Here is a 20014-nt window from a genome sequence, read left to right as displayed (position 1 = left end):
CCAGCCTGCTCGGCCGTACCCCTAGCGAGTCGATCCTGCGCCACGTCCACGACGAGAGCCGGGGCAACCCGTGGTCCAGGCGAGGGAACGCGGCGCTCCCCGGATTGTCGGTTCGGCCTGGCAGTATGACGGTCATGTCCCTCCCGCTCGACCTCCTTCCGTGCCTCGGCGGCGACGTCATCCTCATCCCGCGCGGCACGCTCTCGGCCCGCCTCACCCCCGAGCAACGCCGCGAGCTCGCCGCCGCCCTGCTCGCTCTCGACACGCTGGATATTCGCGACTTGCCCGCACCGGCGCTCGCCCGCTGACTCCTTAGCAGGGCCTCGGAGCATCTCCTACCGATGGTTCACGTACGCGACCAGGCGCTCGGCCAGCTCCTTCGGGCGGGAGAGCATGGGGAGGTGGCCGGTGGGGATCTCGTCAGGGGTGACGCCCAGGCGCTCGCGCACGACGCGGCGCATGAAGTCGGCCGGGAAGAGTCGGTCCTCGCTGCAGAGCAGGAACTTCACGGGCACGTCGGGCCACCTGTCGAGCGGCCAAGGCCGGCCCATGGGAGTGCCCGACTGGCCGCGACCTTTCTCGATCGCCTCGGCCGCCAGCTCTGGAGGGACATCGTGGAAGTAGGTGGCGATCACGTCGTCGCCCCCGCCCGTGTCTCCGCCCTCGTGCTCGGCCGGTTCGGGGCTCGCGGGCTGATGGCCGGTGTTCGCCCACCAGGCGCCCGGCGGCTCGCCCGGTGACGGGACCATCGCCTGGAGCATCACCAGGAGGTCGACCGGCATCCGGTCGCAGACGAGTGGCGCGGTGAACCCGCCGAACGAATGGGCCACCAGCACGAGGCCGGTGCGGTCGCCGATGGCGTCGACCACCGCGTCGGCGTACTCGGACAGCCCGGCGGAGTCGTCGTCACACGGCACGTCGGCGGCCACGACGTCGTGGCCGCGCTCGCGCAGCTCGGTTGCCAGCAGGTGCCAGTACCAGGGGCCGCTCGCGGCGCCGGGAACCAAGACGAAGGTGGCCATCACTGATCAACCTGGGGGCTCGCTCGGCGATCCGCTGGAATTCGGGTCATGGCGCGAGCATGACAGGAGGCACCGACAGTCTTGCCTGCGAATACGTGGTCATCGGCGCCCGCCGGGTCAGGCGGTGCCTCAGGTCTCCTTCGAAGGCCCGGCGGGCTCGGCGGGCTCGGCCGGCAGATGCTTGACGCTCGGGTGGACGGCGACGATGACGCGGTGGTCGCGCCCGCCTTCGGCCGTCTCATCGTGATATTTCCCGACGAGCTCGGTCACCGCGTTGGCCAGTTCCTCGGCGAAGGCGGCGCGGTCGGCCGCGGAGGCGAACCGGATCTCGCCGTCGATCGCGAACGTCGCGATCTTCTTGCGTGCCTTGGCGGCACCGGTGATGAGGCTGCCGACGTCGCGTACGAGCCGGGCCGCGACCGCGAGCAGCCAGCGCGCCGACAGCTGGTCCGGCGACCGAGACGGGTCGGGCTGGACCTCGGCCAGCGCGATGGGCGAGATCACGTACGACGCGGCGGTGGCGCGCATCACCCGCTCGGTGACGTTGCCCTTGCGGCGCTCCTCGATCAGCTCCACCAGGCCGTGACGCTCCAGGGCCTTGAGGTGGTAGTTCACCTTCTGCCGCGGCAGGCCGACCTTGGCGGCCAGGGTGGTGGCCGATGCGGGCTCGGCCAGCTGAGCCAGCAGCCGGGCCCTGATCGGGTCCAGCGAGACCTCGGCCGCGGCCGGATCCTCGATCACCGCTACATCCAACATGCCACAACCATTGCACCGACAGAATAACTTGTCAAGACGCGGTAATTTGTCGGAACGGCAAAGCTTGTGGGGGCATTCGTGGCGAGCGCGCCAACGACCGAAGCGCGGAGGGACGCGCAGGTCCCCGACGCGTCGGCTTGCCCAGCCCGGACGTGCCACCGCCGATCCGGGCCACGCTTCACCCGCGCGACCGTACAGACGGCCGGGCCGCCCGCGCGGTCATTCGAACGGCTCGTTCAGCCGTACGAAAAGGGTCGCCCGTGCGGTCGCACGAAAGGCTTGTATAAGGGCATAGTGAAGCCCTTGCGTGTTCGGTGCAAGGGCTGGAGAACAGCAAGATTGTGGCGGCCCCGGCCGTCGTGCCGAACTGCACGCGGTTAACGTTCATAAGGCTATACGTATGCCTGAAGAATGAATTATCACCGCAAACCGGATTAGGACCGCATGTACCGGAGTTATGGACTTTTGCACCGAGGGCCCGTGTTCCCGGCATGACCGTGTCCTCGGGGGAAGGATCGCGGACCGCGGGGAACACGGGCACTCAGGTCGTCAGCTCCTGGGCGTCGACGTCACCGTCGGCGTGGTCGCGGTGGCGGAGGCCGTCACCGGTGTACCCAGCTGGTTCGGGAAGATCAGCCTGATGTTGATGGCCTGCGCCTGACGGTTGGCGCTGTGGCTGTGGCTGCGGTTCCAGTGACGCGCGAAGTTGCGGGCCCAGCTGCGCGTCCAGTTCCTGGCCAGGGTGCGGTTCCAGCTGCGGTTACGGTTACGGGCCCGGTCGTAGTCCCTGTAGTCCCCCATAGGCGACATGGTCATGGTGCTCGCCGCGCTCGCGCTGCTCGTCGTGGTCACGGCACCCAGGCTGACCAAGCCCCCGGCGAGTGCGGCGCCGATCGTGAGCGTGCCCACCAATTTCCTGAACTCGGGCATTGCGTATCCCCCTTGGACGACTTCGGGTTACTAATAGTCGCTTCACCGCGATTGTCGGTGATTGCTGTGTTGACTCAGTGAGTCTGCCTGCTTGTCTTTTTTCCTAGCCCGACGCCTGACAAACGAATAACTTCTAGTTTTGCTATGTGCTTAATCTCTTGTTGTGGTCTTCGGTTCGATATTTCCCGACTTCCCCCGACATGCTCGTCTTGATCTTGCTATAACCGCCGTCCCTGGCGGCTCTTCCGCAGGTCAGACACCCCGGGAATGGGTGCTTTGAAGGGAAAAGCCCAAGTCGAGATCCATTTCGCGAACTTGGGCTTTAATCCTCATAGAGCCTGTTTCCAGACCTGTGTCCGTTGCGGATGGTTACAGGTGGCTTTCAGGTGAGAAATGAGCGGCCGGTCGTCCACTGGACGGCACGCGGCCACGTCCCGCGCTGCCGGGATCCCGAGGACCCGGTGCTGCGCCGCGCGCTCGCACCCCATATGGTCCGGTGCATGACTGCTCATTATGACGTCGTGGTTGTCGGGGCCGGCCCCGGTGGGTATGTCGCGGCCGTTCGGGCCGCCCAACTCGGGCTCACCACGGCGATCGTCGAGGAACGCTATTGGGGCGGGGTCTGCCTCAACGTGGGATGCATCCCCTCCAAGGCCCTGCTGCGCAACGCCGAGCTCGCCTACCTGTTCACCCAGGAGGCGAAGACGTTCGGCATCCAGGTGGAGGGCAAGGTCACCTTCGACTACGCCGAGGCGTACAAGCGCAGCCGCAAGGTCGCCGACGGCCGGGTCAAGGGCGTTCACTACCTGATGAAGAAGAACGGCATCACGGAGTACAACGGCCGTGGCACCTTCACCGACGCCAACACCCTGCAGGTGGCCGTCGTCGACGGCGGCACGGAGACGGTGACGTTCGACCACTGCGTCATCGCCACCGGCGCGACGACGAAGCTCCTGCCGGGCACGTCGGTCAGCGAGCGCGTCGTGACGTACGAGGAGCAGATCCTCACCGACCGGCTCCCCGAGAGCATCATCATCGCCGGCGCGGGCGCCATCGGCGTCGAGTTCGCGTACGTGCTGCGCAACTACGGGGTCCAGGTGACCATCGTGGAGTTCCTCGACCGCGTCGTCCCCCTGGAGGACGAGGAGGTCTCCGCCGAGCTGGCACGACGCTACAAGAAGCTCGGCATCGAGATCCTGACCTCGACCCGGGTCGAGTCCATCGACGAGTCGGGCGACAAGGTGCGCGTGACCGTGTCGAAGGGCGGAGAGCAGCGCACCCTGGAAGCCGACAAGGTGCTGCAGGCCATCGGCTTCCAGCCGCGCGTCGAGGGCTACGGCCTGGAGAAGACCGGGGTGCGCCTGACCGAGCGGGGTGCCATCGACATCGACGGGCGGTGCCGCACCAGCGTGCCGCACATCTTCGCCATCGGGGACGTCACCGCCAAGCTCATGCTCGCTCACGCGGCCGAGGCCATGGGGATCATCGCCTCGGAGACGATCGCGGACGAGGAGACGATGGAGCTCGACTACGTGATGATCCCGCGGGCGACCTACTGCCAGCCGCAGATCGCCAGCTTCGGCTACACCGAGGCCCAGGCGCGTGACAAGGGCTTCGACGTGAAGGTGGCGAAGTTCCCGTTCACCGCGAATGCCAAGGCGCACGGTCTGGGAGACCCCGTCGGGTTCGTCAAGATCCTCAGCGACGCCACGTACGGTGAGCTGCTCGGCGCCCACCTCATCGGCCCCGAGGTCACCGAGCTGCTGCCCGAGCTGACGCTCGCCCAGCAGTGGGATCTGACGGTCAACGAGGTGGCGCGCAACGTACACGCGCATCCGACGCTCGGCGAGGCGGTCAAGGAGGCGATCCACGGCCTCGCGGGTCACATGATCAACATGTGACGCCCCGTCTTTCCCCCTCCCGCCGCGTTCCGGAAACTCGCGGAAGCCACGGCTTGAGCGGCTCGCCGTCGTGTCAACCCACCCGACCTTCTAACTTCGCGTATAAGTTCAGCTACGGAGAGTAGCTGTCAGACGTGCTCCTCGGGTCGGGCACGTCACGCGAAGAGGAGACCAGGCACGATGCGACGGAACTTCACCAGGGCGACTCAGGCGTTCACGGTCGCGGCGGGATGCGCCGCGCTCGTCGTCGGATCAACCGGCGTGTCGGCCGCGGCCGGTTCCCCCGGCCCGATCCGCAGTCATTCGAACTGGCGCTGCCTGGACGCCGACCTGAACACCATCCAGCCCAACGGCACCAAGGTCCAACTCTGGACCTGCAACGGCTGGAACAACCAGAAGTGGACGTACGACGTGAAAACGCACACGATCCACAGCCAGTACAACAACCGGTGCCTGGACGCGGACCTCAACACGATCGGGAGCAATGGCACGAAGGTGCAGTTGTGGGACTGCAACGGCTGGAGCAACCAGAAGTGGATCTATGACGCGATCAGCCACACCATCTACAGCATGTACAACGGCCGTTGCCTTGACGCCGACCTCGGCGGCATCGGCACCAACGGCACGAAGGTGCAGCTGTGGGAGTGCAACGGCTGGGCCAACCAGAAGTGGACGGTCTGACGCGGCGCCGCCGGGTGCGGTTCCCTCCGTCGTGTCGGGCCCCTGGACTCCCCTGCCGCCCGTGTAGGTTCGACTACACAGAGTAGTTTGCGGGCGTGCGCAGAGGGGATCGGGCACGATGCGACGGAGTTTCACCATGGCGGTCCGGGTGCTGACGATCGCGGCCGGCTGCGCGGCGGCCGTCGTGGATCCGATGGGCGCTTCGGCCGGCGTCGCCGGGACGGGTCCCATCCACAGCCGGGCCGACGACCGCTGCCTCGACGCCGACCTCGGACGCATCGGCACCAACGGCACGCGCATCCAACTGTGGGACTGCAACGGCTGGGCCAACCAGTCGTGGACCTACGATCCGGCCACCCACATGATCCGCAGCCTGTCCAACGGCCGCTGCCTCGACGCCGACCGCCAGAACCTCCATAGGAATGGCACCCGCGTCCAGCTGTGGGAGTGCGACGGGCGCCCCAACCAGCAGTGGGTGTACGACCGCAAGAGCCGCACCATCTACAACCTGGCCAGCGGGCGCTGCCTGGACGCCGACCTGAAGGGCGTCGGCAGCAACGGCACCCGCGTGCACCTGTGGGACTGCAACCGCTGGAGCAACCAGCGCTGGAAGCTCTGACCACCAGCGCCCCGGCAGGAGTGAGGCGGTACGGGCTCACAGCCGTTCCTGGCGGGGGAAGACCACCTCTCTGACCAGGAGCAGGACGGCGGCCGCCAGCGGGATGCCGAGCAGGGCGCCCACGATGCCGAGCAGGGCCCCGCCGAGCAGCGCGCCGACGATCGTCGCGATGGGCGGTACGGCGACCGATGACCTGAACACCGGGGGCGAGATCACGTAGTTCTCGATCTGCTGGTACACGACGAAGAAGATCACGCACGCGATGCCGACCTGCACCGAGGTCAGGAAGCCCACGCCGGACACCACCACGGCGCCGACCACCGCGCCCACCATGGGGATGAGGTCGGTGATGGCCACGAAGATGGCGAGCGCCAGGGCGTACGGCACCTTCATGATGACCAGGAAGACGAAGGTCACGACCCCCGCGATGAGGGAGATGATCAGGTTGCCGGCGACATAGCCGCCGATCTGCTTGATGATCTCGTCCCCGAGGAGCCGCACGCGGGTGCGCCGCGAACGCGGCACGAGCCGGTAGGCGGTTTCCTTGATCGAGTTCAGGGAGCCGAGGAAGTACAGCGTCAGCACCAAGATGGTGAGGCCGCTGAACACCGCGCTGATCACGACGCTCGCCACGCCGAGCAGGCCGCCGAACATCTGGCTCGCGAGGCTGCCGCTGCTGACGTACTGCTGAAGCTTCTCCAGGATCTGGTACCGCTCGTCGACCGACTTGATGAGCGGGTGGTTCTGCAGCTGCTGCATGTACTCCGGAAGGTGCTGGAAGAACCCCGTGGTCTGCTCGGTGAGCGGGGGCACGATCGCCAGCCCGAAGCCCACGAAGAACGCGATGACCGCCCCGAACACGATCGTGATCGCCAGGCGGCGGGAGAGGTTGTGGCGCTGCAGCGCCTCGACGGCGGGGTTGAGGCCGATCGCCAGGAACAGCGACACCACGATCAGGACGAGCGCGGAGCCGGCGCTGGCGATCGACTGCACCAGCAGCCAGGCGGTCAGCACGCCGAGCGCGGCGGTCAGGCCGAACAGGAACGGGTTGCTCCGCAGAGGGCGTCCAGGGCGGCCGAACGGCTGCTCGTACTCCTTCTGGTCGACCTTGCGCGTCCCGGCAGGCAGATCGTCGTCCGGCGTCGTGCCGGTGGCGGGCGCCTCCCGCTCGGCCACCTGGGGCCCTGCGGGACGGTCGCTCGGGGCGAGCCCGGCCGCCGCCGTACCGTTCTCGCGGCCCCTGCCGGCGGTCGCGTGGGCGCCGTCGTCGTCGCCGGTCGGGTCGGCGGCGCGGTCGTCGCCGCCGGGAAACGAGGGGAACACGCTGGAGATCTCCGCGCGTTCGGAACCGCCTGTCTCGGACACGGGTCCCCGCTGCCCACCAGAAGGGCTTCTAGTCGCCGTTCCAGTCCTGATAAGTCACGAAAAATCCTGATCTGGGAGGGGAGTACTGCCGGCGACCTCAGGCGTCACGCGGGGAAGGACGGATGCGGGCCGAGTGCCCAGTACTCGTACAGGCCGTAACCGACGTTGCCCTCGTACTCGAACCGGCCCACGGCGTCGACCATCCCCCACATCTTCGCCGCGTCCTCCGGGAGGGTGTAGGTCACGCCCTGCACGACCGGCTCCGGGCCCTGGTACATGCCGTGCTTCCAGCCGGGCTCAAGGCCGTACCCCGTGCCCACCATGAGGTGTACGGGCAGCAAGGGCGTACACAGCAGGTCGAACGGCTTGCCGCCCGGGGGAGAGAAGGTGATCGTGGCCGAGGTGACCTCCCGGGTGCCGGGAGCGTACACGGGACGGTAGTCGGGCCTGCCCAGGTACTCCTCCTCGCCTGAGGGCCAGACGCGCACGGCCTCCTCCAGGACCCCGCGGCCCTTCTCGTCCTCCTGGACGATGCACAGGATGGCGTGGTCGTCGAACCTCATCGGGGCGTAGAGCCAGTAGAAGGTGCCGGCGTTCCGCGCCTGGATGCCGGGAGGTTCGGGCTCGCCGACGGGCCGGATGCCCCAGGATCGGTCCCTGGTGCCCTGCCAGCGCTCGGGGGTGACCTCGACGCGCTCGTCGCCGACCATGATGTGACCGGTCCACCGGCGCGCCTGAGCCCTTCGACGACCTCGACGCGGAAGGGGCCGACGCGCGTGTCCATGCGGTCGGCTCCCAGCTCGCGGGACGCGCGGACGACGCGGTGGAGATCGCGGTGGCGGACGCAGGCGAACGCGTCGGTCACGCCCAGGTTCGGGTACTGGCCCAGGCCGATGATCAACATGAGCTCGTCGGATCCGGCGTGGCAGTTGAAGTAGTAACGGTCGTAGAAGTTGCGGTCGGAGGTGGTGACGTGACGCATCACCTCGGGGGCTTGGTGGACCGGATAGTCATCGAGCGGCGACAGCGTCATCGGTGCTCCACGGTTCGGTGATGTGGAACACGTTCTAACAAGCCTTGGGCACCCGTCAACAACGGAAACGCGCCCCCCGAGTCGGACTCGGGAGGCGCGTTCCGCGATTTAGATCAATACATCTTGCGCGAGGTGTCGTCCGTTCTGCCGGTCTCGCTCCCGTCCTCCACCCTGTCGCCGGACCACCTGCTGGCGTCGGCCGTGGTGTCCTTCATCGAGTCGGCCCACTGGCGGGCGTTGTTCCGATAGAGCACGATGCCCACCGCGCACGCGGCGAACCCGGCCAGCAACGCGACGGTCGACCAGCGACCTCTTCGCTTGACCGACGGCGCGGGATCGATCTTCTCGGCCGCCTGGACGAGGAACGCGCTGACCTTCGGCGCGATCTGCTCCTCGACCGAGTGAGCCGCACGATCGAGCTTGGGTGCGGCCCAGACGCGAGCGTCCTCGATCCGGTGTGCGGCGACCTCACGGGCGGTGCTCGCCATCGGCCGGACCTGCTCTGCCGTCCGGATGGCCTGGGTCTTCATCTGACCCATCCGCGTGCTGGGCATGACCAGCTTCACACGGCGTCTTCTCAGTGTCAGGGACACGATTACCTCCCCTGTCCTCGGGGCCCTGCACGCTCACCTTCCCGCTCGAAGGCGGCTCAATCCTGACGCGGCATGGGAGGATGCGTGGTAGGTCAATACGCCATAGCCGTCAAAACATCACGAATCCACCCAAAAAACTGGACATATCGAAGGGGGCAGTCCTCTCATGGCTGAGAATCTCATCGCGAAACTGCGGACCACTCTCGGAGACATCAAGCTCCGCCTTTTCCCTGACCACGCGCCCAAGACCGTGCGCAACTTCGTCGAGCTCGCCGAAGGCGGCAGGGAGTGGACCCACCCGGAGACCGGGGAGAAGACCAACGCCAAGCTGTACGACGGCACGATCTTCCACCGGGTCATCCAGGACTTCATGATCCAGGGCGGCGACCCGCTGGGTCAGGGCATCGGTGGCCCCGGTTACGACTTCGACGACGAGATCCACCCGGACCTGCAGTTCAACCGGCCCTACCTGCTCGCCATGGCCAACGCCGGCAAGCGCTTCGGCCGGGGGACCAACGGCTCCCAGTTCTTCATCACGGTCGTCCCGACGCCGCACCTCAACGGCAAGCACACCATCTTCGGCGAGGTGATCGAGGGGGCGGACGTCGTCGACGCGATCTCCAAGGCCCAGACCCGGCAGGATCGCCCGGTCCCCGAGATCGTCCTGCAGGAGGTCACCATCGAGCGCGTCCAGTCCTGAGGCCGCGCGGGCCGGCAAGCCGCCGGTCCTCACGCCATGGCTTCCGAAGGCGGCCCCGGAGCTCCGGGGCCGCCCGGAGCCACGATTTCCCCGGGGCGCGCATGGCGCGGGGCACCCGGAGGCGTGAATAGGGTGGCAGTCTGTTGATAGGCGCACCGGCGAAGGGGCCTCGAACAGGCGATGACCACTCAGCCAGATCACCCGAACCAGTCCGACCGGCCTCACGGGCAGGCGCGGCCTGATCCGCACGCGGGCGAGGTCCCCACGTGCTACCGGCATCCCGACCGCGAGACGTACGTGCGCTGCCAGCGCTGCGACCGGTCGATCTGCCCCGACTGCATGCGGGCGGCCTCGGTCGGCCACCAGTGCGTCGAGTGCGTGCGCGAGGGCGGCAGGACCATCCGCCAGGCCGAGGCCCCGTTCGGGGGCAGGCCCGTGACCACGCCCGTGGTGACGTGGACCCTGATGGCGATCAACGTGCTGTTCTACCTCGGCGAGGTGGTCAACGCGTCACTGGTCGGCCGGTTCGAGATGTCGGCGTACGGGGTCGCCGCCGGCGAGTGGTGGCGTCTGCTGACCGGGGCGTTCCTCCACGCGCCGCCGCCGTCCTACTGGCACATCCTGTTCAACATGTGGGCTCTGTACGTCATCGGCCCGCAGCTTGAGAGGATGCTCGGCTCGCTGCGGTTCGGGGCCGTGTACCTGCTGGCGGCGCTCGGTGGCTCGGTGGCGGTCTACCTGACCGGTTCCGCGTCCGTGGGAGCCTCGGGCGCGATCTACGGCCTGTTCGGGGCGATGTTCGTGGTCGCCCGCCGCCTGGGGTTCGACGTGCGCGGGGTGCTCTGGCTGATCGGCATCAACGTGGTGCTGACCTTCGTGATCCCGGGGATCAGCTGGCAGGGCCACCTGGGCGGCCTGGTCTCGGGCGCGCTGGTGACGGCCCTGTTCGCCTACGCGCCCAGCAAGAACCGCAACGCCGTCCAGCTCGGCACGGCTCTCGCGGTACTGGCCGTATACGTGCTGGTCGTGATGTTGCTTACGCCTTTGAGCGGCTAGGCGGCCCTGTGGCGGAGCTACTTCCCCAGGTTGTGGATAAAACCTGTGGAAAAATGTCCGCCACCTGCTGGGCGTGGCGGCGCGTGAGGAGTTATCGCCAGCGTGTGGACAGGACCACGCCGAAGATGATGAAGACGAACCCGACCAGAAGGTTCCAGTTGCTCAGGGTGGCGATGCCCGGAGCGTTCGGCGCGATGTAGAAGACCGCGATCCACAGGATGCCGACGATCCACGAACCGACCATGACCGGTGCCAGCCAGCGGGGGCTCACCTTGACCTGCTGCGACTTCTGCGGCGGGGTGTAGACCGCCTTCTTGCGAGTGTGAGACTTGGGCACGGCAGCTCTCCTGGTGGGGACCCGCGCGGTGTCGCGGGCTCTGGCAGCCAGCGTAGTCGCTGGTGTAGGAAGACCCGAGTAAGCCTAGTCGGCGCGGGCGTCGAACGGCGATTCCAGGCCGAACAAGCTTTCGTTCACGGCACGAAATCGTGGAAGGCGGTCGCGCAAAGTCCCGGTCAAGGCCCGGGTGTCGTCCAGGCGGCGCGCTTTCGGCGTGAATACCCTCACTGCGCAGGGCGTGGTACACGCGCCGCCGACCCTGATCCGGATGTTTCAGCTGTGGACGCATGTACTCGGTGAGAAGGCTCGACGAGCCCAGGATGCCCGCCGGCCGCCCGGAGGAGGCCCGGGTGCGTCATGGGGGTGGCTGAACGGCCATGAGAGCCCTGCTGCGCACCTGCGGCGAGCTGAGCATCACCGGCGGCCTCGTCATGCTCCTGTTCTGCGGCTACCTGCTGTGGGGCACCAGCTCGTACACCGAGTGGTACCAGCGCGTCCTCAAGCAGCAACTGCTGGACGGCCCGAAGCACGCGAAGCTCGCCAAGCTCGACCTGGGCGACGCCGTCGCGCTCCTCAAGATCCCCCGCCTCGGACGCGACTACGAGTACGCCATCCTCGAAGGCGTCACCTCCGAGGACCTGCGCCGGGGGCCGGGGCACTACCCCGGCACGGCGTTGCCGGGCGAGGTCGGGAACTTCGTCCTGTCCGGGCACCGCACCACCTACGCCGCCCCCTTCAACCGCATCGACGAGCTCCGCCGCGGCGACGCCATCGTCATCGAGGCCCCCGAAGCGCGTTACACCTACCGGGTGTCGAGCAAGAAGGTCGTCTACCCGGCCGACGTGGACGTCATCGCCCCCGTTCCCGGACATCCCGGCAGCCGGCCGGCCAAAGCCATGATCACTCTGACGACCTGCCATCCGGAGTACTCCGCCCGGCAACGGCTCATCGTCTTCGGCGTCCTTTCGAGCAAGCAGGACCGCCGAGCGGCCTGACACAGCCCTGCCGTACGCGCGAGCCGCCGGACGGCCACACACCGAAGCGGCCCCGAGCGCGGGCCGAAGTGAGGGGGAGCCGATGTACGGATGGATCTGGCGGGTCATCCCCGGCGGGACCGGGGTCAAGGTGGTCACCGTGCTGTTGCTCGCGGGCCTGGCGGGGGTCGTACTCTGGTACGTGGTGTTTCCCAAGCTAGAGCCGCACGTGCCCCTCGACAGGGTGACCGTAGGACAATGACCCGCCTGCTCATCGTGGACAACCATGACAGTTTCGTCCACACGATCGTGCAGTATCTCAGGCAGCTGGGCGCCGAGTGCGACGTCCGGCCCCGCGATCACGTGCGCGTCGAGGACGCCGAGGGATTCGACGGGGTGGTCGTCAGCCCCGGGCCCGGCACGCCCGAGGCGGCCGGGATCAGTGTCCCCCTGGTGACCTTCTGCGCCGAGTCCGATCTTCCCCTGCTCGGCGTCTGCCTTGGCCACCAGGCCATCGCCGTCGCGTACGGAGGCGTCGTCGCCCGCGCGCCCGAGTTGATGCACGGCCGTACGAGCGAGATCGCCCATGACGGCAAGGGGGTGTTCGAGGGGCTTCCCTCGCCGGTCACCATGACGCGGTACCACTCGCTGGCCGTCGTCCCGGACACCGTGCCCGACGTCCTTGAGGTCAGCGCCGTCACCGGCTCCGGGGTGATCATGGGGCTCAGGCACCGGACCGCCCGCGTCGAGGGCGTGCAGTTCCACCCCGAGTCGGTGCTCTCGGACCACGGGCACAGACTTCTCGCGAATTGGCTGGCTCAGATCGTGTAACGCCGAGGGCCTCTGTGACGACTATCGGATGAGGGTCTCCGCCGTCGCCCCCGAGCGGCGGAGACCCTCTTCTCATGTCAGCGTCTTGGCCATGCACACGCTGAGCGGAGAGTCGACGTACTCGCCGAACCGCTCCGTCTCGGCGAACCCGGCCCCTCGGTAGAGCTTGAGCGCTTCGGCCTGCCGTTCGCCCGTCTCCAGGACTACGCGTGCCGCGCCGAGAGCGGCGGCCTGGTCCAGTAGAGCGAGCAGCAACGCACGGCCGATTCCGCGGCCGCGCGCGTTCGAGCGGACGTACATGCGCTTGATCTCCGCCACACCCGGCTCGGTGAGGCGTACGGCCCCGCAGCCCAGCGGCGTGCCCGTCTCGCCGTCGTCGGCGATCAGGAACGCGCCTCGGCCGGGCCGCACTTCCTCGGGGTCGAGCCGGAAGTGGTTCGCCCCCTCTTCGGGATAGAGCTCCGCGAGCTCCGCGTTCAGCTCCAGGATCAGCTCGCGCGCGGTGGGTCCGGTGAGCGGGGCGTGCGAGATGCGGAAGTCCGCCATGAAGCCTCCCGAAGGGGTCGTTGAACGCGTACGGCGAGTGCCGGGGAGGCACCGGTAGGCCGCAGGGAGCCCCACGGTGGCCGCTCATCGCACGAGCGGCCACCGTGCGCGAAGATCCCTGGTGAGAGGTCTTCGCGTCGGTGGCCGCTCGCGGCGGGTCGTCGGCCGCCGGGGTCGTCCGGCGGCGGGTCGTCAGTTGCCGAAGTCGTCCGTCGGTGGGTCGCTGAACGGGTCGTCGGTGGTCGGCTCGTCCGACGGCTGGTCGGTGGGCTGGTCGGTCGGTGTGGTCGGCTCGTCCGTGGGGAAGGTCTGCTCGGGCGGGCCGGTGGAGACGACCAGAGTGATCGTCATGCCGGGCGTCAGCTTGGCGCCACCACGGGGGCTCTGGCTGATGACGCTGCCCTTGGGGACGTCCTGACTGGTCTGCTGGACGGTCTTGACCTTGAACCCGGCCCCCGTCAGCGTGGCCTTGGCGTCCGCCACCGTCTGGCCCGTGACGTCCGGGACATCGGTCTGCTGCTTGGGCACGTAGATCTTGACGATGCTGTTCTCGTCGACCTTCGCACCGGCGGCCGGCTTGGTCTGGAAGACCTTCTCCTGCTCCTTGCCGGAGACGACGCTGACGATCTGGGCCTTGAGCCCGTTCGATTCGAGGGTGCTCGTGGCGTCGTCGACGCTGCTCCCGACCACGTCGGGCACGGCCACCTGCTTGACGCCCTTGGAGACCTTGAGATCGACCGTGGAGCCCTTCGCCACCTCCTGGCCCGCCGCGGGGTCGGTCTCGATCACGGTGCCCTTGTCGACGTCGGAGTTGAACTCCTCGACCACGTTGACCTTCAGGCCCTGGCTCTCCAGCTTGGCCTGCGCGGCCTCCGCGGTCTGGCCCTTGAAGGAGGGGATCTGGACCTGGCTGGCCACGTCCGTGCCGCCGGGCGAGCTCAGGAAGGCGTACCCGATGCCGATGAAGGCGGCGATGACGAGCAGCGGGACCAGGATCCACGCGGCCGTCTTGAGCGCGGTGTTCCCCGAGTTGGCGCGGCGGCGCTCGTAGCGGCCACCGGTCTCGGTCGGCGCGTAGTCATAAGCGGGGACCGCGTTGGTGCGCTGGGTGGCGGGGCCGCCCGGCGCGTTGAGCGTGCGGGTCTGCTGGCCCGTGTAGTTCTGCTGGCTCAGGGCCATCGTCTGGGCGTCGACCGGCATGCCGGACATCGCCCGCTGGATGTCGGCCCGCATCTCGGCGGCGCTCTGGTAGCGGTGGGCGGGGTCCTTGGCCATGGCCTTGAGCACGATGGCGTCGGCCCACTGAGGGATGTCGGGGTCGATCTGCGACGGCGGGATCGGGTCCTCGCGCACGTGCTGGTAGGCGATCGCCACCGGGGAGTCGCCGGTGAACGGCGGCTGCCCGGTCAGCAGCTCGTACAGCACACAGCCCGTGGAGTAGATGTCGCTGCGGGCGTCGACGCGCTCGCCCCTGGCCTGCTCGGGCGAAAGGTACTGGGCGGTGCCGATGACCTGCGCGGTCTGGGTCATCGTGGCGGCCGAGTCGGCCATCGCGCGCGCGATGCCGAAGTCCATGACCTTGACGTCGCCGGCGAGCGTGATCATCACGTTGGCGGGCTTGATGTCGCGGTGGACGATGCCGCCGCGGTGGCTGTAGTCCAGGGCCCTCAAGATGCCGTCGACCAGCTCGGTCGCCCGCTCGGGAAGCAGGCGCCGGTCCGCGCGCAACAGGTCGCGGAGGGTGCGCCCGTCGACGAACTCCATGACGATGTACGGCACGGGGGTGCCGTCGGTCATGTCCTCGCCGGTGTCGTACACCGCGACGATCGAGGGGTGGTTCAAGGACGCCGCGGACTGGGCCTCACGGCGGAAACGGGCCTGGAAGATGTGGTCTCTGGCCAGATCAGAACGCAGTGTCTTGATCGCGACAACACGGTCCAGCCGGATGTCCCGGGCGCGATACACCTCGGCCATGCCGCCGCGCCCGACGACCCCGTCGAGCTCGTAGCGACCACCGAGTAGCCGAGGCTGAGTCATTTCCTGCACTGTCCCTTGCCGTTCATCTTGGGTACCGGCCCGCGGTGCGGCTGCCGGTGTCCATCATCGACCCCGCGCCGCATTACGTCTCCCCGTTCGGGGGGATTGTGGTGCTTGCGGATGAGCTGGGGATTGGCGTCTCACTCGGCGTGGGGGTCGGTGTGGGCGTCGGAGTAGGGGTTGGACTAGGAGACGGAGTGGGCGTCGGCGTCCGTCGCTGAGTCGGTGTCGCCGATGTGCTTACCGTAGCCGACCGTGACACCGAGGGCCTGACAGACTTCACCGGTTTCGGTCGAAGCGAGGTCGTCGTCGTCCTCGACGGGGACGAGAACCGCGTGGGGTCGCCGCTCGTCGGGTTGACGGGCTGCGACGGGCCGCTGTCGAGCCCCAGCTCAGGAAGCCCGCCCGCCGCCAGGGCACCGAATCCGACCGCCGCCGCGCAGCCCGCCGCGGCGAAGAATCCGATGGCCGCGCGCCTGCGTCTGCGCCTCGGCGCCGCCGTCGGACGGGGACTACGGGGGCCGGCCGGGGGATGCCCGATGCGCGTGGACGCGCGCGGCGGGACGGCCGTGGCGGCGGTCTCGTACAGACCCTCGAACGGGTCGCCGGGCTGATCGAGCGCCCCGGACCGCTCCAGCGATTCGCGGATGGCGAAACCGGACGGGTCGGTGAGCATGCTCAGATCGGACGCGCTCGGGGTGGAGAGCGAGTCGCGCAGCACCATCGCCCGGTCGGCCAGCTCCCGCGTGGTGGCGGGCCGGTGGTCGGGGCTCTTCGCCAGCATGGCCATGACCAGGTCGCGGACGGGCTTCGGCACGCTGTCGGGAAGCGGGGGCACCTGCTCGTTCAGGTGGAGAAGGGCGATGGCCACCTGGTTGGGCGCCGTGAAGGGCGGCCGCCCCGTGAGGCATTCGTACGCCACGACGCCGAGGGAGTAGATGTCGGTCGACGGGGTCAGCACGCTCCCCGACGCCTGCTCGGGGCTGACGTACTGCGCGGTGCCGAGCACGGTGCCGGTCATGGTCATGCGGGAGCCTTCGAGGGCCCGCGCGATGCCGAAGTCGGTGACCTTGATGACCCCGGTCTCGGTGACGAGGATGTTGCCCGGTTTGATGTCGCGGTGGATGATGCCCGACCGGTGGGCGGTGTGCAGCGCCCGCGCGGTCTGGCCGATCACGTCGAGGGTGACCTCGGGGCTCAGGGTGCCGTTGCGGGCCAGGATCGCCGACAGCGGCTCGCCCGGGACCAGCTCCATCACCAGGTAGGCGATGTCGTCCTGCTCGCCGTAGTCGAAGACCTGGGCGATGCCGGAGTCGGCCAGTCCGGCGGTGATCCTCGCCTCGTTGCGGAAGCGCTCGCGGAACTCCGGCTGCGCGGCCACGTGCTGGCGCAGGAGCTTGACCGCGACCTCACGGCCCAGGAGCTGGTCGGACGCGCGCCAGACCTCCCCCATGCCACCGGTCGCGATGCGAGCGGTCAGCCGGTAGCGGTTGCTCAGCACCCGGTTGACGGAGGTCACTGCCCGAGCACCGCCTGCATGACGTCGTGCGCGATGGGCGCGGCGACCGCGCCTCCGGTCGCGTCGTTTCCGGCGCTGCCGGACTCGACGAACACCGCGACGGCGACCTTGGGGTCCTCGGCGGGCGCGAAGGCGATGAACCAGGCGTGCGAGGCCGCGCCCTTGGCGGTCTCGGCGGTTCCCGTCTTGCCCGCCACGGTGATGCCGGGGAGCTGGGCGGCCTTGCCGGTGCCGTTCTGCACCACGCTGATCATCATCTTGCGGAGCTCGTCGGCCACCTCCGGGGTGACGGCCTCGTCGAGCTCCTGGGGCCGCGCGCTGTCGATCTCGTCGCCGTCGGGGCTCACGATCTTGTTCACGAGGTAGGGCTTCATGACCTTGCCCTCGTTGGCCACGGCGGCGGCGACCATGGCCATCTGCAGCGGCGTGATCTGGTTGCTGCGCTGGCCGATCGAGGTCTGGGCCAGCGCCGCCTTGCCCTCGTCGGGGCCGATGTCGCTCGCGACCACGTCGAGCGGGATCGCCATGGGCTGGCCCATCCCGAACTTCGCCGCCTGCTCCTTGAGCTTGTCGTAGCCCATTTCGAGGCCCATCGTGCCGAACGCGGTGTTGCACGAGATCGTCAGGGCCGCGACGAGCGTCGCCCGGCCGCCGCACGACTCGCCGTGGTAGTTGGGCAGGCCGATGGTGGTGCCCGGCAGCGGCAGGACGTTCGGCGCGTCGACCTCGGTCTGGGCGGTGCGCGAGCTGTCCTCGCTGAGGTAGGCCGCCGAGGTGACCACCTTGAACGTCGAGCCGGGGGCGTAGGTGGTCGAGATGGCGCGGTTCAGCAGTGGCTTGTTGTCGTCCTTGTCGAGCTTGTTGTAGGCCCTCGCGGCCTTGGCCTTGTCGGGGGCCGCCATGGTGTTCGGGTCGAAGGTCGGCAGCGAGACCATGGCGAGGATCGCCCCGGTCCTCGGGTCGAGCGCCACCACGGCGCCACGCTTGCCGCTCCGCTGCATGTCCTCGTAAGCGATCTTCTGGGCCTTGGGCACCAGGGTGAGGTCTACGGCGGCGCCGCGGGTCGGCTTGCTCGTGATCAGGTCGACCGTGCGGCGGACGAACAGGTCGGGGTGGGTGCCGTCGAGGTACTTGTTCGCGGCGCCCTCGATGCCCTGCGCGCTCTCAGGAGCGAAGAAACCGATGACCGGCGCGTAGACCGGGCCGTCGGTGTACTTGCGCTGGAACCGGAACGTGTTCGCCGCGCCGGTGTCCACGGACTTGGCGAGCGTCTCGCCACCCGCGGTGATCATGCCGCGCTCGTTCTCGTAGCGGGCGTAGAAGCTGCGCTGGTTGCGGCCGTCAGAGCGCAACTCGTCGGCCTTGACCGCCTGCAGGTAGTTGATATTGATCATTAGCAGGCCGAACATGAGCAGGCACGCCACGGAGGCCCGCTTGAGCGTGCCGTTCATCGTTGAAACACCTGCGTGAGTCCCTCGTCCTGGATGGCTTGCGGCGGCGGGCGCCGGGCGGCGTCTGACATGCGTACCAGCAAGGCGATAAGGATCCAGTTAGCCAGGAGGGCGGAGCCGCCCTGCGACATGAACGGCGTGACCAGGCCCGTAAGGGGAATCAGGTTGGTCACGCCACCGACGATGATGAAGACCTGCCACGCCAGGATGAACGAGATGCCGCCCGCCAGGAGCTTGCTGAACGGGTCGCGCGCGGCCACCGCCGTGCGCAGGCCGCGCTCGACGATCAGGGCGTACACCATGAGCAGCGCCATGAGGCCGGTGAGGCCGAGCTCCTCGCCCGTGGCGGGGAAGATGAAGTCGGAGAAGGACAGCGGGATCAGGTCGGGGTGGCCCTGGCCGAGGCCGGTGCCGAGGATGCCGCCCGAGCCCATGCCGAACAGGCCCTGCATCAGCTGGTAACTGCTGCCGAAGTCACGCTCGTAGAGAGCCTGGCTGCTCGGGTTCAGCCAGACGTCGAACCGAGCGCCGACGTGGCTGAAGATCTGGCCGGCGACGAACGCGCCGCCGATGAAGAGCAGAACGCCGATGAGTACCCAGGAGGTGCGCTGCGTGGCGATGTAAAGCATCGCGATGAACGCGCCGAACAGCAGCAGGGAGGTGCCGAGGTCCTTCTCCAGGACCAGCACGCCGACGCTGACCACCCAGGTGATGAGCACGGGGCCGAGGTCGCGGGCGCGGGGAAGGTCGATCAGGAGCAGACGGCGCCCGGCGAGCGCCAGCACGTCGCGCTTGGCGACCAGGTAACCGGCGAAGAAGACGACCAGCGACAGCTTGGCGAACTCACCCGGCTGGATCGAGAAGCCGCCGACGCCGACCCAGATGCGGGCGCCGTTGATCTCCTTGCCCAGGAAGGGCAACAGAGGGAGGATCAGCAGCCCGAGGCCCACGAAGCCCGCGGTGTAGGTCATCCGCTGGAGGGCGCGGTGGTCACGCAGCACGATGAGCGTGACGGAGAACATGACGACGCCGAGTGCGGTCCAGAAGAGCTGGCTGCTGGCGGAGGCGAGTTTCGGCGTGGCCTGCTCGATGCGGTAGATCATCACCAGGCCGAGGCCGTTGACCAGCGTCACCAGCGGAAGCACCAGGGGGTCGGCCCAGGGGGCGAACCTGGCCAGCACGAAGTAGGCGGCGAGCATCAGGCCGCCCAGGCCGAGGCCGTAGGTCAGCATGCCCGCGGGGACCTGGCCGTTCCTGCCCAGCCCGACGTTTGCGTAGGCGACCATGACGATCGCGACGGCGAAGGCGAGCATGACAAGCTGCGCCCCTCGCCGTTTGGCGGTCATGGGGACGGCCGCGACGTCGACAGCACTCACTTAGGAGGACTCCGTGGGGCTGGGGGAAGTCGTGGGCTCGGTGGTCTTCTGGTTACCACCGGATTTGGCCTTCAAATCGTTGATCTTGGTCTTTCCCGCCTGGAGGTCGGCTACCGGGATCCCCCGTCGCACCTGCTCGCGCTCCGGTTCGGGGATCGAGGACACCGACAAGCCGGTGCTCTGGGCCACGGAGTTCAATTGGATCGGTCCGATGGTGCTGTCGACCCCGCGAAACAACACTAGCTCGTCACCCTGGGCCCCGACGTAGTACTGATCTTGGGTCCACT

21 protein-coding genes and 1 pseudogene are annotated in these 20014 nt (G+C 68.3%); 9 read left to right on the top strand and 13 right to left on the bottom strand.

Translation table 11 applies throughout. The features are described 5' to 3' along the window. On the top strand, positions 1-308 hold a 308-nt coding region (locus tag AB0B89_RS24540; RefSeq protein WP_358557139.1), incomplete at its 5' end, for a hypothetical protein. Between the two features lie 27 nt (positions 309-335). On the opposite strand, the gene AB0B89_RS24535 is transcribed toward AB0B89_RS24540, so the two are convergent. From AB0B89_RS24535 to AB0B89_RS24525, 3 genes are all read right to left on the bottom strand, one after another. Beyond that, entirely contained in the window at positions 336-1022 is a 687-nt protein-coding gene (locus AB0B89_RS24535; RefSeq protein ID WP_358557136.1) for an alpha/beta hydrolase, read from the bottom strand. 129 nt (positions 1023-1151) lie between these two features. Beyond that, a complete protein-coding gene (locus AB0B89_RS24530) occupies positions 1152-1778 on the bottom strand; it encodes a helix-turn-helix domain-containing protein (RefSeq protein WP_358557133.1) in 627 nt (208 codons plus the stop codon). A 549-nt stretch (positions 1779-2327) separates the two neighbouring features. Next, a complete protein-coding gene (locus AB0B89_RS24525) occupies positions 2328-2708 on the bottom strand; it encodes a hypothetical protein (RefSeq protein WP_358557130.1) in 381 nt (126 codons plus the stop codon). A gap of 500 nt (positions 2709-3208) precedes the next feature. On the opposite strand from AB0B89_RS24525, the gene lpdA reads away from it, so the two are divergent. The 3 genes from lpdA to AB0B89_RS24510 all read left to right on the top strand — a co-directional run bounded on the left by lpdA (position 3209) and on the right by AB0B89_RS24510 (position 5909). Further along, positions 3209-4609, top strand: coding sequence for a dihydrolipoyl dehydrogenase (lpdA, locus tag AB0B89_RS24520; protein ID WP_358557127.1), 1401 nt, complete (start codon positions 3209-3211; stop codon positions 4607-4609). A 180-nt stretch (positions 4610-4789) separates the two neighbouring features. Further along, a complete protein-coding gene (locus tag AB0B89_RS24515) occupies positions 4790-5290 on the top strand; it encodes an RICIN domain-containing protein (RefSeq protein ID WP_358557124.1) in 501 nt (166 codons plus the stop codon). Between the two features lie 118 nt (positions 5291-5408). Beyond that, complete coding sequence (locus AB0B89_RS24510) at positions 5409-5909, top strand: RICIN domain-containing protein (RefSeq protein ID WP_358557121.1); 501 nt, start codon at positions 5409-5411, stop codon at positions 5907-5909. A 36-nt stretch (positions 5910-5945) separates the two neighbouring features. Here AB0B89_RS24510 and AB0B89_RS24505 read toward each other — a convergent pair whose 3' ends face one another. The 3 genes from AB0B89_RS24505 to AB0B89_RS24495 form a co-directional block, all read right to left on the bottom strand. Then, entirely contained in the window at positions 5946-7274 is a 1329-nt protein-coding gene (locus tag AB0B89_RS24505) for an AI-2E family transporter (RefSeq protein WP_358557119.1), read from the bottom strand. 104 nt (positions 7275-7378) lie between these two features. Next, the gene (locus AB0B89_RS24500) at positions 7379-7984 is read right to left on the bottom strand and encodes a hypothetical protein (RefSeq protein ID WP_358557116.1); all 606 of its coding nucleotides are present in this window, start codon (positions 7982-7984) and stop codon (positions 7379-7381) included. Positions 7985-8420: 436 nt separating this feature from the next. Next, complete coding sequence (locus tag AB0B89_RS24495) at positions 8421-8900, bottom strand: DUF5324 family protein (RefSeq protein ID WP_358557113.1); 480 nt, start codon at positions 8898-8900, stop codon at positions 8421-8423. A 166-nt stretch (positions 8901-9066) separates the two neighbouring features. Between AB0B89_RS24495 and AB0B89_RS24490 the strand changes: the two genes are divergently transcribed. Next, positions 9067-9600 carry a peptidylprolyl isomerase gene (locus AB0B89_RS24490; protein WP_358557110.1) on the top strand — a complete coding sequence of 178 codons (534 nt, stop codon included), beginning with the start codon at positions 9067-9069 and terminating at the stop codon, positions 9598-9600. A gap of 180 nt (positions 9601-9780) precedes the next feature. Beyond that, positions 9781-10656: a rhomboid family intramembrane serine protease gene (locus AB0B89_RS24485; protein WP_358557107.1), complete on the top strand. Its 876-nt coding sequence runs from the start codon at positions 9781-9783 to the stop codon at positions 10654-10656. A gap of 91 nt (positions 10657-10747) precedes the next feature. Here the strand turns inward: AB0B89_RS24485 and AB0B89_RS24480 are convergent, their stop codons facing one another. Next, a complete protein-coding gene (locus AB0B89_RS24480) occupies positions 10748-10993 on the bottom strand; it encodes a cell division protein CrgA (RefSeq protein ID WP_358557105.1) in 246 nt (81 codons plus the stop codon). Positions 10994-11370: 377 nt separating this feature from the next. Between AB0B89_RS24480 and AB0B89_RS24475 the strand changes: the two genes are divergently transcribed. From AB0B89_RS24475 to AB0B89_RS24465, 3 genes are all read left to right on the top strand, one after another. Further along, on the top strand, positions 11371-11988 hold the full coding sequence (locus AB0B89_RS24475) for a class E sortase (protein WP_358557102.1): 618 nt from the start codon (positions 11371-11373) through the stop codon (positions 11986-11988). 82 nt (positions 11989-12070) lie between these two features. Then, complete coding sequence (locus AB0B89_RS24470; protein ID WP_358557099.1) at positions 12071-12229, top strand: hypothetical protein; 159 nt, start codon at positions 12071-12073, stop codon at positions 12227-12229. Then, on the top strand, positions 12226-12798 hold the full coding sequence (locus tag AB0B89_RS24465) for a gamma-glutamyl-gamma-aminobutyrate hydrolase family protein (protein ID WP_358557096.1): 573 nt from the start codon (positions 12226-12228) through the stop codon (positions 12796-12798). The genes AB0B89_RS24470 and AB0B89_RS24465 overlap by 4 nt, the downstream gene beginning before the upstream one ends. Before the next feature lie 72 nt (positions 12799-12870). Here AB0B89_RS24465 and AB0B89_RS24460 read toward each other — a convergent pair whose 3' ends face one another. The 6 genes and pseudogenes from AB0B89_RS24460 to AB0B89_RS24435 all read right to left on the bottom strand — a co-directional run. Then, positions 12871-13344, bottom strand: a complete 474-nt coding sequence (locus tag AB0B89_RS24460) for a GNAT family N-acetyltransferase (protein WP_358557093.1) — start codon at positions 13342-13344, stop codon at positions 12871-12873. Positions 13345-13536: 192 nt separating this feature from the next. Then, entirely contained in the window at positions 13537-15381 is a 1845-nt protein-coding gene (gene pknB / locus AB0B89_RS24455; RefSeq protein WP_358557090.1) for a Stk1 family PASTA domain-containing Ser/Thr kinase, read from the bottom strand. Positions 15382-15463: 82 nt separating this feature from the next. After that, positions 15464-16900 (bottom strand): serine/threonine-protein kinase, encoded by a 1437-nt coding sequence (locus AB0B89_RS24450; protein WP_358557088.1) that lies wholly within the window; start codon positions 16898-16900, stop codon positions 15464-15466. Then, positions 16897-18351 (bottom strand): penicillin-binding protein 2, encoded by a 1455-nt coding sequence (locus AB0B89_RS24445; protein WP_358557085.1) that lies wholly within the window; start codon positions 18349-18351, stop codon positions 16897-16899. Before AB0B89_RS24445 ends, AB0B89_RS24450 begins: the two co-directional genes overlap by 4 nt. Continuing rightward, on the bottom strand, positions 18348-19697 hold the full coding sequence (locus AB0B89_RS24440; protein WP_358557142.1) for an FtsW/RodA/SpoVE family cell cycle protein: 1350 nt from the start codon (positions 19695-19697) through the stop codon (positions 18348-18350). The genes AB0B89_RS24445 and AB0B89_RS24440 overlap by 4 nt, the downstream gene beginning before the upstream one ends. Before the next feature lie 30 nt (positions 19698-19727). Next, a pseudogene (locus AB0B89_RS24435) lies at positions 19728-20014 on the bottom strand (serine/threonine-protein phosphatase); the annotation flags it as partial.

It is taken from the genome of Sphaerisporangium sp. NPDC049002 (assembly GCF_040649355.1).
Classification (GTDB): Bacteria; Actinomycetota; Actinomycetes; order Streptosporangiales; family Streptosporangiaceae; genus Sphaerisporangium.
The sequence above is the reverse complement of the archived record's forward strand: the minus strand, read 5'-3'. Positions and strand labels throughout refer to the sequence as shown.

Bases quoted from the DNA above. Each gene is read 5' to 3' on its own strand.
- AB0B89_RS24535 (WP_358557136.1), bottom strand. From the start codon at position 1,022: ATGGCCACCTTCGTCTTGGTTCCCGGCGCCGCGAGCGGCCCCTGGTAC.
- AB0B89_RS24530 (WP_358557133.1), bottom strand. From the start codon at position 1,778: ATGTTGGATGTAGCGGTGATCGAGGATCCGGCCGCGGCCGAGGTCTCG.
- AB0B89_RS24525 (WP_358557130.1), bottom strand. From the start codon at position 2,708: ATGCCCGAGTTCAGGAAATTGGTGGGCACGCTCACGATCGGCGCCGCA.
- lpdA (WP_358557127.1), top strand. From the start codon at position 3,209: ATGACTGCTCATTATGACGTCGTGGTTGTCGGGGCCGGCCCCGGTGGG.
- AB0B89_RS24515 (WP_358557124.1), top strand. From the start codon at position 4,790: ATGCGACGGAACTTCACCAGGGCGACTCAGGCGTTCACGGTCGCGGCG.
- AB0B89_RS24510 (WP_358557121.1), top strand. From the start codon at position 5,409: ATGCGACGGAGTTTCACCATGGCGGTCCGGGTGCTGACGATCGCGGCC.
- AB0B89_RS24500 (WP_358557116.1), bottom strand. From the start codon at position 7,984: ATGGTCGGCGACGAGCGCGTCGAGGTCACCCCCGAGCGCTGGCAGGGC.
- AB0B89_RS24490 (WP_358557110.1), top strand. From the start codon at position 9,067: ATGGCTGAGAATCTCATCGCGAAACTGCGGACCACTCTCGGAGACATC.
- AB0B89_RS24485 (WP_358557107.1), top strand. From the start codon at position 9,781: ATGACCACTCAGCCAGATCACCCGAACCAGTCCGACCGGCCTCACGGG.
- AB0B89_RS24475 (WP_358557102.1), top strand. From the start codon at position 11,371: ATGAGAGCCCTGCTGCGCACCTGCGGCGAGCTGAGCATCACCGGCGGC.
- AB0B89_RS24470 (WP_358557099.1), top strand. From the start codon at position 12,071: ATGTACGGATGGATCTGGCGGGTCATCCCCGGCGGGACCGGGGTCAAG.
- AB0B89_RS24465 (WP_358557096.1), top strand. From the start codon at position 12,226: ATGACCCGCCTGCTCATCGTGGACAACCATGACAGTTTCGTCCACACG.
- AB0B89_RS24460 (WP_358557093.1), bottom strand. From the start codon at position 13,344: ATGGCGGACTTCCGCATCTCGCACGCCCCGCTCACCGGACCCACCGCG.
- pknB (WP_358557090.1), bottom strand. From the start codon at position 15,381: ATGACTCAGCCTCGGCTACTCGGTGGTCGCTACGAGCTCGACGGGGTC.
- AB0B89_RS24445 (WP_358557085.1), bottom strand. From the start codon at position 18,351: ATGAACGGCACGCTCAAGCGGGCCTCCGTGGCGTGCCTGCTCATGTTC.
- AB0B89_RS24440 (WP_358557142.1), bottom strand. From the start codon at position 19,697: ATGACCGCCAAACGGCGAGGGGCGCAGCTTGTCATGCTCGCCTTCGCC.